This is a genomic window from Tenericutes bacterium MZ-XQ, from assembly GCA_002838205.1.
Lineage (GTDB): Bacteria > Bacillota_I > Bacilli_A > Acholeplasmatales > Acholeplasmataceae > Mariniplasma.
In genome coordinates, this window is the sequence record CP017950.1 from 1,788,126 (window position 1) to 1,806,167 (window position 18,042).

Consider the following 18,042-nt stretch of genomic DNA (forward strand, 5'->3'; position numbering starts at 1 on the left):
ATGTGATTTTTCATACCCCTATTTTATCATATAATTCTGATACAAATCATGCTTATAGACTTTTAAAACCTTTAATACCCTGTATGTATTAAATGGACAGGGTTGATTCGTTTTAGTGTATCTAAAGTGATGAAGTCCTGGTGCTTTTCGATCAGCTTTAATTCTTCCATATGCATCAAGCCTGTTCATAAGCATAATCAAGCCTTCTTCCATCTTTTGATCGTAAGGTATATCTAAATCAACAAAGACAGTTAAAGCTCTTAAAAGGTCATATTTCCATCCATATGGAAAAGGATAGCTAAGCATATCTTTATGAATGATTTCATTTGTATGAACAGATCGAAATAACCGTTTAGATAAGATATATGAAACACCTTTTGGAATCATTTGATAGATGTCATCAATTCTATATGTATATCCATGCATGATATATGCATGAAATGCTTCTAAAACACTTAAAGTCGTATGAAGAGATGATTGTTTAGGTTTTGGTTTTCTTTCCCATGCACAGTTCCATCCACCATCAGCCATTGGATATTCTAAAATATAGTCAATCATATCAAAGATTCTAGCATCTTTAAAGTGCGCTGTCGCGGCAATCCTTACCATCATCGCAACCACACACATATCTTGATGTCTATACTTTCTCATCAATCCTTTTTCTTTCCACATCTCATCAAACAATATGGTAATCGCCTTATGAATCCTCATATCAATTAAGTTAGCTCCTAATTGACATAACTCTAATAAAGTATAATGTGTTGATGTATATTTAGGTGAATAAACACCTTCACCCCAAAGATGTGTCTTGTGATCATAAAGATTCATGAGTCTTAGCCCATAACCTTCTTTTAATATCTTATTTTTTAAACTTGGATCATCTTCACCTAAAAGATCTCTTTTGACAAGATAATGTAGTGATACATCATGATTCTTCATCCATAACAATATATCCATATAGACACCACCCTACAAGATAAATTATATCTTATTTTTTTTATAATTAAAAATAGAAGATGATTTTGATTAAATCATCTTCTACATTATAAATCATTGATCTTATTGAGTTTAGTTACGACTCACTTTCTAACACTTCGTTAATAAATACGTCTACAAGTTTAGGATCAAACTGTGTTCCTGAACATCGACGGAGTTCAGCAATAGCATCCTGAGCTTTCATCGCTTTTCTATAAGGTCTATCTGAAGTCATTGCTTCATAAGCATCCGCAATACAAATAATCCTAGAGAATAGTGGTATATCTTCACCTGATAACCCTTTTGGATATCCTTTACCATCCCATCTTTCATGATGCGTTAATGCATAGTCAGCTAAGTTGGAATATTTATCAGCAGATTTTAAGATTTGATAACCATTAATGGTGTGATTCTTCATGATCACCCATTCTTCATCAGTTAACTTGCCTGGTTTCTTTAAAATATGATCTGGTATCGTAATCTTACCAATATCATGCATACGACCAGCAAATTCTAACTCTAATTTTTCTTGTTGTGTCAGATTTAATTTTTCTCCCATGGATAAACAATAATGGCTCACTCGATCCGAATGATCTCTTTCAGCTTCATATTTATCTTTTAGAGAATCAAAAAGTGCCATAATCACTTGATTTCTAGAACTTTGATTATGCAATGTTTTTTGAGCATACATATCATTTTCAGCTTCAATAAGTACATCATCAATGTTCTGTGATTCACTTGTTTTTATAGCTGTACCACAAGATGCTGATAAAGGTATATCTTTGATCTTGATGGTTGCTAGCTTATCAAAAACTTGATCTTTTAAATCATTTAATTTTTCAGGATCTGATTTCGCAAAAACAACAGCAAACTCATCACTACCGATTCTTGCAATAAACGAATGATCTTTACATGAAGTTGATAAAAGTTTAGCAAATGTTAATATGGCTTCATCTCCAACATCATGTCCATATGTATCATTGATCAGTTTTAAGCCGTCAATATCAATCATCGATATGCTTAAAGGATAGTATTTCTCTTGATCAAGTTTTCTGATTACAGTATCAAAATATGTTCTATTTGGAAGACCGGTTAATACATCATGTTTACTTGCATAATTAATTTTTTGTTCACTGATTTTGCGTTCCGTTATATCCATTAAAAAGCCTTCTATAAACCACTGATGATCTTGTTCAAAGACATGTCCTTTTTCCCAGATCCAAACTCTAGAACCATCTTTTTTTATCATCTCATATTCAATACTACATGGTTGATTACGCTCTTTAGCTTCTTCATAAGCGTTAACAACATATTCTCTATATTTAGGAACAATTAAATCATTGAAGGCAACTGACTTGTTTTCAACAATCTCAGAAGGTTTATATCCAGTTAACTCTTCACATCGATCTGACATATAAAGCATTGTCCAAAATTCATCAAATCTACATTGATAAGATACGCCTGGTAAATTAGCTATTATTCTGCTTTTTTCTTGTTCTTTTTTGATGAGTTCTTTTTCGTTTTTGACTCTTTCAGTAATATCTTCAGCAACAACAACAAACTGGTTTCCCTTATATGGATATGTAACTACTCTATAATATTTATCCAGTGCTCTAGAATAGTCTTCAATAATAACGGTTTTTTGTTTCTTAACTACATCTGAGTAAGCATCAAACCACGATGACTCAATGTCAGGCAGAACTTCTGTTACACATTTACCAACTATGTCTTTTCTTTTTAGTCCAGTCATTTCTTCATATCGATCATTGATACTTAAAAACTTATAGTCAATGCCTTTTCCTTGATCATCAAAAATCATTTCTCTTAAATTAAAACCTAATGGCATTTCTTGGATAAGTTTACTCCACTGATTTTCTAATGACTTTTGTAATTTTTGTTGATTGACGATATCCGTCACATCTCTAAACTCAACAACTCTTATTTGTTTTCCTTGATATGGCATATTTCTAGCTTCTAATTTGAGTGGATATGATTCTCCATTTTTTCTTACCCCTATAGCTTCATAAGGTTTTTCATCGCCAGACTTAATATGATCATTGATGTTATCATGATCTTTTGGATGAATTAGAGTATAAGTATTCGCACCTATTAATTCTTCTAAACTATATCCTGTAATATTAGATAACTCTTGATTACAATCTAAAATAATACCTTGATCGTGTATTAATAATCCACTAAATGAAGCATCATGAAGAATTTTAAATCGTTGCTCACTCTCATATAAAGTTTGATTAATAAGGTGAATTTCTTTTCTCGCTTTCTTATTTTTGATTGCTAAAAATGATGTGACAGCAATCGCTAGCCCCATCAATGTGATCGTTATAATAATGAGTGTTCTGTTTCTATTTTGAGTGATGACATAATCTGTTTGATCGATAATGATTGAATATAAGTATGTCTCTCCTTCAATCTCTACAGGATAAGAGTAAACATAAACTGTTCTTATATCACCACTTGCAATTTTATGTTTAAAAATAAAAAAATTTCTTTCTTCTTCTAGCGCCCTTTGTCTTTCTTCAGATACTTCTTGAGCAGAAAGTGTATTGATATCATCAATATTCATTGCGAGTAAGGTTTCCATAGGATATCCATAAAAATCGACTGCTGCTTGATTTGCATAATAAATATCTCCAGTTAATGGATGGATAATGAGCATGATGGATTGATGATTATCAAATAAATTTTCATAATCAATGTCATCAATTGCATATGTTTTAAATCCAACTTGTAAAAAAGATAACAAAAGCAGTATAACAATGAGTGTCTTTTTCATTATGGAATCCTCCAATATTTTGTAGAATTTACTAACAAATGATTTTATATGTGTTTGATACATTTTACCATATATAGAAACAATTTTGAAGAATATATTATAGATATTTAATTTTTTATAAAAAATATAGATAAATAAATTGAAAATATCAACTATGACCATTTAAAGCCAAAAAAAGAAATGTAAATATTTTCGCGTAAATCAAGTTAATTTGTTTTTGTGACATTTATTTTACTCTAGATATATGACTTTATATATGTTACAATGTTTAAGGACATAGACTTTTTTAATCCCCCAAACTCTTTAAAAAGGTCTGTGTCTATTTTTTTTCAAAAATACTTCAAAAACTATTTTATAATAAAAATAAATATGATACAATAAAAAAAGGAATACAAGTCCGCTCCCCTCCCCAAAATTGTGATGCGGTCTTGTATTCCTTTTTTATTTCATTTCTAGTTGATAGATGATATGTTCATAAGGTTCATCTCTAAACCATTCCGTTTTTGTTCCCTGTGGTTTAAATCCGAATGCTGATACAAGTTTGATTGATGATTGATTGTCTTTATAAATCACAGCTTGTACATACTTTAGATCAAGTACTTCTTTCATATAAATCAGCATTGTCTCTAATGCTTCTTTCATATATCCTTGATGATTATATGGTTTTCTCAGATCGTATCCGATATCAATAGTCTTTAAATCGTTGTTGTAATTATGAAATCCGATTGTTCCAATTTTTTCATTTTCTTCATTCATTAAGATATATCTGTGATTGTAATATTGAACTGTGTTTAAATAAAACTCAATCAGTTCTTTTGCTTCATCAAGATTTGTCAATGGTTCTGCATCGAATAGATATTGATTGATGAAATCGTTAGAAAACTGTTGATACATGAAATCTATATCATCCATACTTATATGCTTTAGTGTTAATCTTTTAGTTTTTAGTTCTTTAAACATGTGATTCTCCTTAATTTTTTTTATTTATATAATCAATACATCTCTTTTATTATAGCTTATTTCAAGATTTTTTATATGAGCAAAAAGAAAAGTATTTAAGCTTTGTAGCTTAAATACTCAAATGATTATTCTTATTCTATTGCAACATAGATATTCATGATTGTTCCAGTCATAGTAACAACCTTTTCTTCAAAGCAATCCAGTCCTAATCCTTTTTTTGGTGTATACTTTGATTCAAGCTCTGTGATCAACTTCTTCCATCCCATTGGAATCCTTTCAAAAGGATCTTTAAATGGATCATCGATGGTGATCATCGCATATTTAGAACTTGGTATGTGATGTTTAATGATATCTGAATCATGATGTTTCTCAAATGTTTCTTTATCTACAACTAAGTAATACGCATATCCTCTTTTTCCTGAATCACTATCTGAAGCATCTACACTGATATCAATACCAATTTCTGTAAATGGATCGATATGGTTAAGGTGTTTATAATGAGTCATCTGCTCTATACTATCAATTTCTGGATGCTTACTAATCACTTTAGTCCCTAATGCATAATATGCATCACATTCAACAATTTTTAAATCTGATAAATAATGGATCATGGTCATTCCTTTCTTTAAATCAAACTGAATTTTTTCAGGTATATGATAGTCTTGATGTTTTATCGATGATGGATTTAACTGAAAGACTTGTTTAAAAGCTCTTCTAAAACTTCTTTCTGATTGATAACCATACTTAAGTGCAACATCAATTACTCTTTCATCTTTGGATAGACAGTAGCGCGCATACTGCATTTTTCTAAGACGTACGTAGTTAATAACTGATGAGCCTATGATTAAATCAAACATTCGATGAAGATAGAATCTAGAATAAGAAGAAACATCCGATAGTTCATCTAATGTAAGATCATCTTCTATATGTGCTTCAATATAATCAATTAAATCTTGTATCATGAATTGTTTCATATCGTTATACCCTCCATGAAAAGTATACTAAAGGAATTCTATAAAAAGGGGACAGATTGTGTACAAATAGTAATCTCGCTTAACTGCCATCATTGACCTTTTTTAGCCAACTAAGCTAGATATATATCCCCTTTTTAACAACTATCAAAAGTTAATGTGGATTTCCAAAAATAAGCTCACTGTAATCATTTTTTCCTACTCTTCTTACTCAGCAAACTGTCTAAAAAACTAGAATTATTATAAATCCAATAATTGATATAGAAAATTTTCTTGTTTTTATTATAGACTTTAAATCCATTAGGTGTTGAACGCAATGACAACTCTTCAATCTTATATTTTTTTTCTTTATTAAAAATATTAATGTATATTAACTCTTTTGAAGATGATTTTACGCGGAAGTTTTTATATAATAACACAAATAGTACGCCTACGATAAATGGAATGAACCCCATAATAAGCATGAAGATGTATCCAAAAATGATCTCTCCCTTTGATTCAGGAATCAATAGCATCCATATGGATAGGCCAATACTAATCGATCCTAAAATAATAAAAGTAATTCCAGAATTCTTAGTATAAAAATTTCCACTAATGGTATCAGCATCATATTTATTTTCAATTTTATTTTGAGAAAAATATTTATTGATTGCTTCATACAAGATTATTGTGTTTGGATATCCGAAATTTATATAGTATTTCTTGTTTTTGTATTCAATAATAATGTTATTTCCATCTACGATATAACCTATCGAATCATATGGAATATCACGAGAACTAAAAAATGTTCTCTTAGTTAATTTGGACTTGTGAATAAATACTCTGTATCGAAAATCTATCCAAATAAATAATGCTCCAATTAATACATATGAAAAAAAGAATAAAATCGCATAAAATTTATCCTTTGAATCGCTCATAAATATTGATAACAACAATACCATTAATGAACCAGTTAGTATAATAGCTACACCAATTGATTTCAATTTGTAAGGCAAATATATGACATCAGCTTTAACTTTTTCGTCGCTTTTTCTAATTTTCAAAAAATAACTAATTGAAATTAAGATTATTAAAAAACTAATTCCTCTATACAACCAGTCCATATAGTAATTTCCTCCATGAAAAAAAATATATAATGTAAAATCTATTTATATAAAACCAAAAAACCTTTAAAATAGGCTGATTTGCATTAAACAAACTTAGCGAAGGTGAAGACCCCTTATCGAAAATCTTGATTTTTATTATCTTCTAGTATCAGATCCATCGCTATTGCAATCTCAATCATGTGAATAAATTCTTTCTGATAAACATCAAAAGTCATACTGGTTTCTTCAATCTTAGCTATTCCAACTTCAATCCAATAGAAACAAAACATGAATTGTGATGGCAAGTAATGATTTTTAGGCAATTCAAGTTGAACACTAATAGGTGAAATATTCTTCCATTCATCGATAAGCTCTTTATCACAATCAGCAAGATAACGTAGTGAAAAAATTCCGTTTCTAAAAAAATAATCTCTTGGTTCCTTCTGGTTCTTTCTAAGATACGAGATTAGTTGTTTATCATTTGTGATGGACACAAAGTCTCCCTCTTCACGATAAAAAACATCTGTGTACATGTCATTAATTAAATCAACAACATAGTCACCTTGACCATACATTTCAGGGTGTCGATAAAACTTCTTAATCAATTTCCTTGGTACATTAATCTCAATACTTTTCATAAATATCTCCTTTTGGCTATTGTCAATAATTTACAGGATTTTCCTGTATTACCTTTTGTACCAAGGGATTATCTAACTTAATTAATTTGAATTGAGCCCAAAGGCTCTAGTGCCTAATGTTTTTTTCCACCATGACTCACGATTTAAAACGAGTTGATCATCAGTTCTAGCGTTATAGTTTTCTAATATTGAATATTGAAAGTACTTTTTTATATAGTCAAATCCAAGTTCACTCACTATCTCTTTTAACATTTTGTTACCACCGTGACCATTAGAAACATAGTTTTTCCATCTTGATAAGAGCATACCAAAATTTGAAGTTGCTGAACCAACGTATTGATTTCCACTATTTGTATCAGTAATCAAGTAAACTGCTTTTTGATTTTCTAATGCAGCTATCCAATCACGTTTATTCCTAACTATAATCGTTTCCAATTGTGAATAGGTCAATCTTACATGATCATAACCTGGAAAATCATCACCATCAAATGTTGTAGGTAATATTTGTACAACCTCTAACTGGTCAATAATCTCAGAAAGAAATCTACCTTGACCCTGATGATATTTATGATACTTAACAATAACACGGCCAAAATATTTACTATACTTCTCAACTGTAACGCCTTTAAAGTTTATGCCATGCTCGATGTTAAGGTCCTCAGTTACTTCTTTTATAGTTGTTAACAACCAAGAATCATATGATAGTCTCATGAGACTGACTGCAAATTGACCTACTTTAAAATATCTTTGAGTCTCTCTCCAAAACAACCATTGGTTATCAATAACATCTGGATCCTTTTTGTATTCATCCATAGGATTTGATCCTTCACGATTTAGTTGATTAAATTTTACTTTATATAGTTTTATTTCTTCACTAGACAAATTTAACAAATCATTAAGTAGTATTTGATTCGGCATTTATTTTCTCCTTGTTATCTAATTTAACAATAATAAGCACTATTAATGCTATATTTAGTATTTATTAATCTCCATTCCTGAATCTATATGCAAAAAAGTGCCTAACTAATGTGGTTATGATCGAAATGATATCTTAATTAGCATATCTTCTATACATAACATTTTAGCATAATTAGGCACTTATTATATAATCTTTTATGGTTTTGATCTTAACTAAGCTTAGTTTTTCTGATTCTTGTATTGATCTTTTAAACCATAGATATTGCAGATACAAAGGTATGCTGCATATTTTTTTGCTGTCTTTTTAGAAGTTGCATAAGCGGTCTCTTTAATTGCATGACTTCTTATTGTGCATGTAGCAACCCATCTAGGATGACCACCATGATCATAACCCTGCTCTTCTGGCACATGATAATCCGGCATTGATATATATCCCTTTTGAGCCAATTCTTGAAGTGTATTGATCGAGTTTTCTAGTGTTAACTCCTCTGGTAATTCATCTCTCATCGTAAAAAGCTCATCATGTTGAGCAAGATAAATATAGGCTTCTTCTGCAACATTAGCTCTCGCTTCAGATTTATTATCACCTTCAGCATGAAAACTAATTTCACCTCTTGATGTCTCTAATACAAGAAATGCTATGAATCCGCCGTCATCTAATTCTTCAAACTCATATGTAGGGACTTCTCCATTTTGTTTTTGGTTCCATTGCTGAACCAAACCTACATAATCATCATCTTCAGTAAATCCATTTGATAAGAAATGATCCATGTTGAGCATAAAGTTCACTGAGTTTTCAAGCTCATCAGGATTCCAATTAGAATCAATTGCGATTGCTCCTAAGATTGCTTCAAATAGATCTTCTTTAACTGAATCCTCATTTTCCTTATGTTGTTGGATATCTCCCTTACCCATTAAGAGATACTCGTTAAATCCTAGTTTATCAATTCGATGTGCAAGCATCTTTTTGTTTACTAGTTTTTTCTTAATGTTTGTTAAGTTACCTTCGCTTGTGTAAGTATCCACAACAAACTCATCATCATCTTTATCAAAATTAAAGTCTTCTAATTGTGATTTCGTATAACCATATCTATCTATTAATATTTTAGTCACATAGAAATCTAGTACTCTATCTCCGATAAACTCTAAAACCTCGTTGTTCTCACCACCATTTTCTTCTGAGTAAGAACGTCTGGTAAATGCTTGGCACAATAAATCAGTATTATTAAACCAATAGCTAATCTTTCTTTGAACCTCATTTAAGTGTTTGTTTAAATCTTTCATTTTTAAACCCCTCCTTCTTATTTGTCAATAAAATAAACAAAAAGCCCATAAAGAAGGTATACCTATCCCACTAGAATAGACAGTTACCTTTTACATAGGCTTATAACTTTGCAAAATGTTTATATAAATCATCATCATTTAATAGATTCTCACTTGCATAAGAAAGATTAAATCGATTATGTTTTATATCCCAATTTTGAGACCGTCAAAGCCGTTTATTTCTTGACATTTTTATTATACTATTTTTTGATTGGTTTGACAATAGCAAATAAAAAAGCGACATAAATTTAATGAATAATTAGTCGCTTTTTTTCTAGAAAATTCCAAATTATAATATGTTAGAACCTTCATTTAAAATTAACTATCATGAATTTTCATCTCATCTCTATAACCTTGATAATTAAAGGATACTATTACTAAGGTTATTTTTTTTGAAAAATAACTTCTGGGAGTATAATATAATATCCTTCCATTTTCTCTTTATCGAACCAATAGACAATATGATTCACACTGATATTGCTTATGACATAATCTTTAGCAATTAGTTTTTCCATTTCCTCTTTACACTTATTTGAAAATTTCAATATTTTATTACCATCTTCACTACAAACAACATCCTCAATAATTATTAGCTTTTCACCACTATGTAATTTGTTAATATTCTTTTGAGTGAACTTAAAATATCCCAATTGGACATCTTTGTGTGAAAGCTGATAAAGTAATCTTTCAGGATCATCATAAGCTTCTTTATTTTCGATAATCTCTATACCCTGATATAAACTAAAAATATTATGAGTAGTATGAATAGACAAACTGGTTTTTGCTCTTGTGATGCCAACATATAGCAATCTAAGTTCATCTTCTTGCAAGTATCCTTGCTTATTATAATAAATGATGACTTGATCAAATTCTTTACCTTTTGCTTTGTGCAAAGTAGATACATAAACAACATTTTGATCAATAAAATCCTCATACCTAGATTCATTTATAAATTCGACAAAATCACTTATAAATGGTCTGTCATTTAATGACATAAACTGATATAAAACTTTAATAACCATATCCTTATGTTTACTCTTTTGAGTCTTGATATAATCATCTGCAATCCCTTGTACAATATCTTTGTCCATCATTGGTGTGTTGTGTCTTTTATTAATCATATCAAGTAAATCTTGAAACTCTATCATCTTATCAAGAGAGAAACCATCTATTGATTGAATCAATTTTGCATGAACGCCATGTAAACCAAGTAATCCATAAATGATTGATGCTTCATCATTATTTCTTGTGAAAATTGCAGTTGTTCCTTCATTGTTTGATTTTAAATACTCATCGACAATAGCTTGATATGGTTGAGCACCATCCTCATATTTTATAACTTTTATATCTCCATCTATGCCTGATTGAGCTTTTATCTTTTTTGTTTTTATGCGATTTTTTATCATGCCCACAAAGTAATTTGAATATTCAACTATATTTTTTTTGCTTCTAAAGTTAGTCGTAAGTTCATACAAGCTTGCACCATCATCTACAAAATGTTGCATATATTCAGATGAAGACCCTCTAAACTCATAGATATTTTGGTCATCATCACCTACAGCAATCACTCTTATTTCAGGATTATACTTAATCAGTGTCTGAATAAGTTCATATTCATCAGCTTTCATATCCTGTGCTTCATCAATCACTAAGACCATTTTTGTAATTTTTGATAAATCTACTTCATTTTCATTAATCAAATCTATAGCTTGTTTAACAACTTCTGAAGTCTTTTCAATGTTTCCCATTTGTCCGATAAGGTCGAAAGCATAACTATGAAATGTTTTAATGTCTATGTAATATGCCGTTTTGCCAATTAAATCTATTAATCTTGTTTTAAACTCACTGGCTGCTGCTCTTGAGAAGGTAAGCATTAATAGTTGTTCTGTTCGGATATCTTCTGTATAAATTATAGAAGCAAGTTTATGCACTAATAATTTTGTCTTTCCACTTCCAGGACCAGCACCTACGACAATTTTTTGACTATCTTTATCTTGTATGATTCTAAATTGTTCTTGAGATAAGGATCCAAATAATTCAGTAAATTTATCTTTTGACATATTCCTAGATACATCTTCTTTTCTTTTACCAGGAAAATATTTATTCAAGAAATCAACGTATTCCATTTGGAAGTAATCATCTACAAATTTTAAAGCATCTTTATAATTTTTTGTCATTTTATCTGCATATTCTCCAACAATATGAATTTGTTGAACTTTTGTTTTGTAAAATCGATCTAACTTTTCATAATCATCTTTTGTATATCGTTTTAGATTGTCAGTTTCTAAACGTGTGATTTTCATAGGTGCATATGTGACTAAAAACCCACCTTCAATTTTCAAAGCTTCAATACGCTTTAAATAGTAGATTGAATCTTCGATATCATCAGTTGTATAGTTTTCACTTCTAAACATATTTTTATGCTTATTCACGTAATTATGTACATCAATAATTGAAAAATATACGCTAATTAAATCACTTTGCTTACTTTCTTTCTTATATACATCATGGTTCATTAAAAACTCAATAACATGCTCTGCAATTTCATGTAAGAAGTGCAATCTTGCTAAGATATTTTCTTTTAATGGAACTATTCTTAAAACATCATTACCTTGTTTCGATACTTTAATCATTTTTGTAATCGCTAAATAATTAATAAGACTTTTAATGTCTTTTACATTAGATTTTAAGTTAGAATTTAATGCTTGCTCGTTCAATATTTTCAAATTGATTAATTTATCATCTTCATTAATGATTGGTATAACAAAATCAATTAACTTTAAAAATCTCTCTTCAATTTTATTTGCAGCATTGAGTTCACTCTTCTTTTCAATATAGCAAACAAGATCTTTGAAATCTTCCAAAATATTAGCTTCTTTTAGCTTTTGAACAATTGAAATCACATAGTGATGTTCCATACCTAGTTGATCAGCGACATAATCTAATCTTGTCTCTGATCCATCTTCAAGCTTACCTTTTGTGTGATATTCAGTAAGTAATCTTGATATAATTCTGACAGCGTTTTGAAAATCCAAGCCTTCATTAAATAAATGTGACGACTCTAGTTTTTTCTTCGCTTCTTCCATATTTTTTACAATCAGACTATTAGCATATACTCTAAAAACATTTTGCCCTCTTTTTAAATATCCTGTATCTTCGAGTGATGCAATCGATGTTTTGACTCTAGTCTCGATATCTTGACCAGAATCGTCCCATCCTGAGGCTCTGGCTATTTCAAGTGCAGATTTTGATATTTCTTTTCTTTTAGAAGTAAGATTCTTTATACCCTGCCATACTTGATAGATTTCTTTTTGATAGATTTTAGTTGAGTTTAACAATGCAAAATGTTCTTCAAGATCATCTTTATGATATAAAACATAGCAAACTGCATTAATGTGTTGATCTCTACCAGCTCGTCCAGCTTCCTGAACGTAGTTTTCAATAGAATCAGAAATATTATAATGAATGACTGCTCCAACGTTACTCTTATCAACACCCATACCAAAAGCGGAAGTCGCGACCATAATTTGGGTTTGGTCACTCATAAATGAGTTTTGCTCGGATATTTTTTCATCTTTTTCCATGCCAGCATGAAATTTCGAGACCGAATATCCATCTTTAGTAAGTTTATCATGAAGTCTATCTACATATTTTCTTCTTGATGTGTAAATAATCGTTGGAACATCATGAACTTCTAATAAGTCTCTCAATTGTTTATATTTATCATCCTCATCTTCAACTTGTAAGACTTTATAAGATAAGTTCTTTCTTTGCGATGTTGATATAATATCAACCATTTCAATACCTAATTTATCCTTAAAATAGTCCTTAATATCTCTGATGACTTGTTTTTTGGCTGTTGCTGTAAAACAAGAAACTGGAATTTGTTTTTGGTTTTGTTTTTTTTCTTGTATGTTTTTAATAAAATCTCCAATATACAAATAATCAACTCTAAAGTCTTGACCCCATGCTGAAAAACAGTGAGCTTCATCTATAACAAATCTTGTGATATCTCTTCCTAATAAAAGTTTTTCAATTGTAGTCGATCTTAATGCTTCAGGAGAAACATATAAAATAGATACATCTCCTTCTTTTACTCTTCTTATCTCATTTTGTCTTTCAATAGGATCTAACAATCCATTAATTGTCGCTGAAGCTGTTATATTTTTATCTTCTAGATTATCCACCTGATCTTTCATTAAAGACTGTAGCGGTGAAATGACGACAGTAAGACTTCTTGTCATTTCTCCACGTAATAACGCTGGTATTTGAAAGGTGACAGATTTTCCTCCACCTGTAGGAAATACTGCAAGTAATGAATCGTTTTTCATCGCATGAGATACTGCTAGTTCCTGGAGAGGTTGTCCATCAAAATCCCTAAACTTTTCATATCCGAAAAATCTTTGTAATCCATTTGTTCCATTTAATGATTCATTGCAATAACTACATCCATGATTACATGGCGTTCCTCTTAAAATGATCATGCAAGTTTCAACAAAAGGAAACTGATGAATCACCCATTCAGGAAATAGTGAAGTAATGTTTGTCGTTTTTATTAAAGCTAAAGTATATGCGAGTTCAGTTTTATGATTAGCAATCAAATCATCTAAATCAGCGTGCTCACATATATGATCTCTAAAATAACTTTTGATTAAATACTTCGGGTGTTTTTTCAAAGGACTGAACTTCATATAATGAAAAAAACCAGCAAACCCTATAGCATCATAAAGTAGATTATATAATATAACTTGCATATCAGCATCTAGTTTATGGAATGCTTCCACTTCACTGTAAAAAAGCTTCATAGCATTTTTAGAGTCATTCAGTGGATTGTTAGAATCTTCTGGTTTTAACTTATCTTCTTTCATTAATGAATGATAAGGTTTGTTCGGAAAAAGAAGTGCAGACAATAGCAGTGTATCAATGATTTTAGATGAGTGAAAATCCATACCTCTAAACTGAAAATCATTAATGAACTTTAAATCGTGAGAAACGATATTATGTCCACAATAAAAATCCGACTTTGAACAAAACTTTATAAACTTTTTTGCATCACTGTGATGAAATTCTTTCAGTTTATCGTTTACGGCTCCAAAATCATAGATTTTTTTAGTTTTTTTGTCAACCTCTAAATCAATAAATGTAATCATGTAATCCCCCATAAAAAATTTTAACTGTTTTATTTTTATTATATGGTTTCTACTAAAAAAGCTTTATTATATATATTGTACGATTATAATAAATATTTCAATTTAGGTAAGCCCACCTATTGTTTCTTTTATTAATTAGATTATTGCATCATAATAAAACTTTGTAACATAATCTTGTTCAATTGACAAGATTAACTCTTTTTTCATTTTTTCATCCTCAATTATTCTCAACAAAGCATTATTTCTATTTTTTAACTTTTCAATGTAATCAATAGATGGCACAATATTTGATTTTCTACTGTTATTTGATTTACTTGTAAGGACAAGGTTCCAAATATCATCGCTATACATGAAAGACCATGGTATAACATGATCAACGCTTATATCACTGCTAACTAATTCCTGACCAGTATAAAAATCAATCACAGCGTTTTCTTTAAACTGCTGAACCAGAACTTCTTTAAATTTCTTTAAATTTTTTCTCCTGATTTTATTATCGATAGAATTTTGAACTTTTGATACAATTCTAGGAGATCGATTATATTTTTCTAATAATTGTGCCCACTTATAATTTATAACATGAATAAGCATAATGCTATATTCTTTTAGTATTTTAGCGTCAAGTATTGGTATACATATTTTAGTTTTCTTATCATCTAATTGATATATCTCATATACTTTTTTATTTGCATATTTATATCTCCAACAAACATCTAATTTCAATGTTTTAGATATTTTATTAATCGTATTGGTATATAATTCTTGATTTTTATCAAAAAACGATTTTGCTTTGTCAAACCAAATAGGATTGGTTTTCTTTTCAATTAATTTATATTCTTCAATAACCTTGCTTACTATTGAATAAATAATGGGTGGTTTAGTATTATTAGAACTCTGTTTTAAATTAAAGAAAAATACTTGATTCCAATAATATTTTAATATCTTCTCAGATATGCTATCAAAGGAGATTTCAATGTCGTTTTCACAATAAGAAAAATCCTCAAAAAGGATAGTCTCTATGATCGCTCTTCCCCATGCGAGTTTATATGTATTGTCATTTGACATATATTGAATTATATCAAACCATTCTTGCAGATATTTATCCAAATAAGCATCTCCCTAATCCCTATTTGCTATAACTTATTATATTTGTCTGCTTTTCCAAAAGCTTTATCTACTGGATATTTTTTTTCATTCTTCATGATTTTTTCATTGATAATAGTTTTCATGTCTAATTCATAAGTTTCACACATATATAAGCAATAAGTCATTATATCTGCAATCTCGTCTTTTATATTTTCTATATCTGCTGAATCATTTTTCCATTGAAAATTTTCTAAAAGTTCTGCTGCTTCTAAGACTATAGATTTAGCTATGTTTTCCGGTGTATGAAACTGTTTCCAATTTCTATCATCTCTAAATTTTATTAGTTTATCAATTATATCCTTCATATATCGTTTTACACTCTTTCTATATTATTCATCGTTCGCAATAGTAAAATATTGTGCTAGATATTTTCTCATATTGTCATTCATTACATAAAAATGGACACCATATATACCTCTTGTAGCTAATGTGATATATATGTTTTTTATATACTTCAGTAATTGTTGATAAGTCGTGTTGCTTTTTCCATTTCTATCATAATATTTATCACGATAAATAACTATTTCGTTTGCTTTAAAATCATAGTCAATTTCTGAACCAATAATAACACCTACATAATTCAGTTCATATCCTTGTACTGTATGAATGCATCCTACTTCTTTTGCTGCATTGGGAGAATGAATGAAATTTTGTGACACAGTATTCCATTTAAGATGTATGTCGTCAATAATAATGTCATACTTTGATTTATCTTTTTTTGAAACCCATTCAAATGCATAACCACTTACAATGAGGGAAAGACCGTGTTCGCTTTCCTTTGTATAAATTGTTTTAGTAAATTCATCAAAATCATTTATAATGCTAGATTCATACCTATCAAATGATTTTCTTTCTTTTTGATGACCATTGAAAATATTTCGTATATAGTATATAAAATCCATCCCAGCTTTTACTCTAAACTGTGAATTTAAAGTGAAATTATATGTTGGCTTTAGATCGTTGAAATCAGCTCCATTCACATCAGATGGTCGAATAGACTGGTTTTCATCATAAAAGAGAATGATGTGTTTTGCTGCTAATTTAATCCAATCTAGTTCAGTACCTTGATTAGATAAACCAAATTTTTCGTTTTGGAGATCCATTGATCTATAATTGGTTATATTTTTACGTTGTCTTAAGCGATGTGCTTCATCAACAAGTAAAATATCATACTCATTAGGATTTAAATCCATAGGTCCGATTACCATAGATGATTTTAATCCATCCACATGTTTAAATGCTTTTTTTAAAGTGTTTCGAAGTGAAGTCATTGAAACAATCAAACCTATTTTATTAGTTTTTAGCTCTTCATCTTGTAAAAGGTATTTTGTTAGAAATGTTGCTAAAACTGTTTTACCTGAACCTGGTAACCCATTTATAAAATAAATACCTTGTTCTTGATTTTTATTTTTTTTAACAATGTCATCTCTGATAGTTTTCGTCACATCAAGTTGATCTTCACTTAATGCCTTGTAAGGTGAGAATTTGAAAATGTCTGAGTTTTCAATTTCAATCAAGTCTTTATTTGCTAAACTAATCTTTCTTAATTTATTCCAAATATCGCCTATCTTATATTGATAATTGATTCTTTCATAGTAATCTGAGTTTACTAATCCTCCGGTTTTATTAGTAACTTTAAATTTGCCATCCGCAGACATATATTTAATTAATGAAGATTCTATGTCTAATGTTGCAGACTTATTGAAATCAGAATCAGATATTAATTGCAACTTATTAAAAAGTTGCTTTTCTGGATTATCATAATGTTGTTTCATCCTGGAGTGGAGATTATATGTTTCTCCAATGTATATTTCTTTATGATTATGTATCAAGTAAACAACCGGCCAGTTTTGGCCGTATTTTTCTGATTTTAATATTGAGATATCTTTTGGAAAATTAAACTCTTTTATTCTAAGCATGATACCTCCCCCTAAACTAACATTTCGAAAAATCCTTTTATATCTTTATTTCAATCAATGATTTTTCTTGTTTTATATATAATAATTATGTTAAATCCATTTTACTATATAAAATAACTTATAACAAGTTCTTAATTGCTTATAAGCTAGCTAAAAATTATCC

12 protein-coding genes are annotated in these 18,042 nt (G+C 29.5%); all 12 read right to left on the reverse strand.

The features are described from left to right. Positions 1 to 18 precede the first annotated feature (18 nt). The 12 genes from BK011_08925 to BK011_08980 all read right to left on the reverse strand — a co-directional run bounded on the left by BK011_08925 (position 19) and on the right by BK011_08980 (position 17,879). On the reverse strand, positions 19 to 957 hold the full coding sequence (locus BK011_08925; GenBank protein AUD65801.1) for a hypothetical protein: 939 nt from the start codon (positions 955 to 957) through the stop codon (positions 19 to 21). Positions 958 to 1,072: 115 nt separating this feature from the next. Then, entirely contained in the window at positions 1,073 to 3,769 is a 2,697-nt protein-coding gene (locus tag BK011_08930; GenBank protein ID AUD65802.1) for a hypothetical protein, read from the reverse strand. Between the two features lie 441 nt (positions 3,770 to 4,210). Beyond that, a complete protein-coding gene (locus tag BK011_08935; protein AUD66179.1) occupies positions 4,211 to 4,681 on the reverse strand; it encodes a hypothetical protein in 471 nt (156 codons plus the stop codon). A 179-nt stretch (positions 4,682 to 4,860) separates the two neighbouring features. Then, a complete protein-coding gene (locus tag BK011_08940; protein AUD65803.1) occupies positions 4,861 to 5,703 on the reverse strand; it encodes a hypothetical protein in 843 nt (280 codons plus the stop codon). A 185-nt stretch (positions 5,704 to 5,888) separates the two neighbouring features. Then, positions 5,889 to 6,803, reverse strand: coding sequence for a hypothetical protein (locus BK011_08945; GenBank protein ID AUD65804.1), 915 nt, complete (start codon positions 6,801 to 6,803; stop codon positions 5,889 to 5,891). 116 nt (positions 6,804 to 6,919) lie between these two features. Then, a complete protein-coding gene (locus tag BK011_08950) occupies positions 6,920 to 7,423 on the reverse strand; it encodes a hypothetical protein (GenBank protein AUD65805.1) in 504 nt (167 codons plus the stop codon). Positions 7,424 to 7,504: 81 nt separating this feature from the next. Next, complete coding sequence (locus BK011_08955; GenBank protein AUD65806.1) at positions 7,505 to 8,341, reverse strand: endonuclease; 837 nt, start codon at positions 8,339 to 8,341, stop codon at positions 7,505 to 7,507. A gap of 219 nt (positions 8,342 to 8,560) precedes the next feature. Continuing rightward, on the reverse strand, positions 8,561 to 9,625 hold the full coding sequence (locus tag BK011_08960; GenBank protein AUD65807.1) for a hypothetical protein: 1,065 nt from the start codon (positions 9,623 to 9,625) through the stop codon (positions 8,561 to 8,563). Between the two features lie 422 nt (positions 9,626 to 10,047). Next, a complete protein-coding gene (locus tag BK011_08965; protein AUD65808.1) occupies positions 10,048 to 14,814 on the reverse strand; it encodes a hypothetical protein in 4,767 nt (1,588 codons plus the stop codon). Between the two features lie 135 nt (positions 14,815 to 14,949). Beyond that, a complete protein-coding gene (locus tag BK011_08970; protein ID AUD65809.1) occupies positions 14,950 to 15,921 on the reverse strand; it encodes an HNH endonuclease in 972 nt (323 codons plus the stop codon). Between the two features lie 26 nt (positions 15,922 to 15,947). After that, complete coding sequence (locus tag BK011_08975) at positions 15,948 to 16,265, reverse strand: nucleotide pyrophosphohydrolase (GenBank protein AUD65810.1); 318 nt, start codon at positions 16,263 to 16,265, stop codon at positions 15,948 to 15,950. Positions 16,266 to 16,289: 24 nt separating this feature from the next. Next, positions 16,290 to 17,879, reverse strand: a complete 1,590-nt coding sequence (locus BK011_08980; protein ID AUD65811.1) for a hypothetical protein — start codon at positions 17,877 to 17,879, stop codon at positions 16,290 to 16,292. Positions 17,880 to 18,042: the final 163 nt, after the last annotated feature.

Coding starts and splice junctions, on each gene's coding strand:
- BK011_08925 (AUD65801.1), bottom strand. CDS start 957: ATGGATATATTGTTATGGATGAAGAATCATGATGTATCACTACATTAT.
- BK011_08930 (AUD65802.1), bottom strand. CDS start 3,769: ATGAAAAAGACACTCATTGTTATACTGCTTTTGTTATCTTTTTTACAA.
- BK011_08935 (AUD66179.1), bottom strand. CDS start 4,681: ATGGATGATATAGATTTCATGTATCAACAGTTTTCTAACGATTTCATC.
- BK011_08940 (AUD65803.1), bottom strand. CDS start 5,703: ATGAAACAATTCATGATACAAGATTTAATTGATTATATTGAAGCACAT.
- BK011_08945 (AUD65804.1), bottom strand. CDS start 6,803: ATGGACTGGTTGTATAGAGGAATTAGTTTTTTAATAATCTTAATTTCA.
- BK011_08950 (AUD65805.1), bottom strand. CDS start 7,423: ATGAAAAGTATTGAGATTAATGTACCAAGGAAATTGATTAAGAAGTTT.
- BK011_08955 (AUD65806.1), bottom strand. CDS start 8,341: ATGCCGAATCAAATACTACTTAATGATTTGTTAAATTTGTCTAGTGAA.
- BK011_08960 (AUD65807.1), bottom strand. CDS start 9,625: ATGAAAGATTTAAACAAACACTTAAATGAGGTTCAAAGAAAGATTAGC.
- BK011_08965 (AUD65808.1), bottom strand. CDS start 14,814: ATGATTACATTTATTGATTTAGAGGTTGACAAAAAAACTAAAAAAATC.
- BK011_08975 (AUD65810.1), bottom strand. CDS start 16,265: ATGAAGGATATAATTGATAAACTAATAAAATTTAGAGATGATAGAAAT.
- BK011_08980 (AUD65811.1), bottom strand. CDS start 17,879: ATGCTTAGAATAAAAGAGTTTAATTTTCCAAAAGATATCTCAATATTA.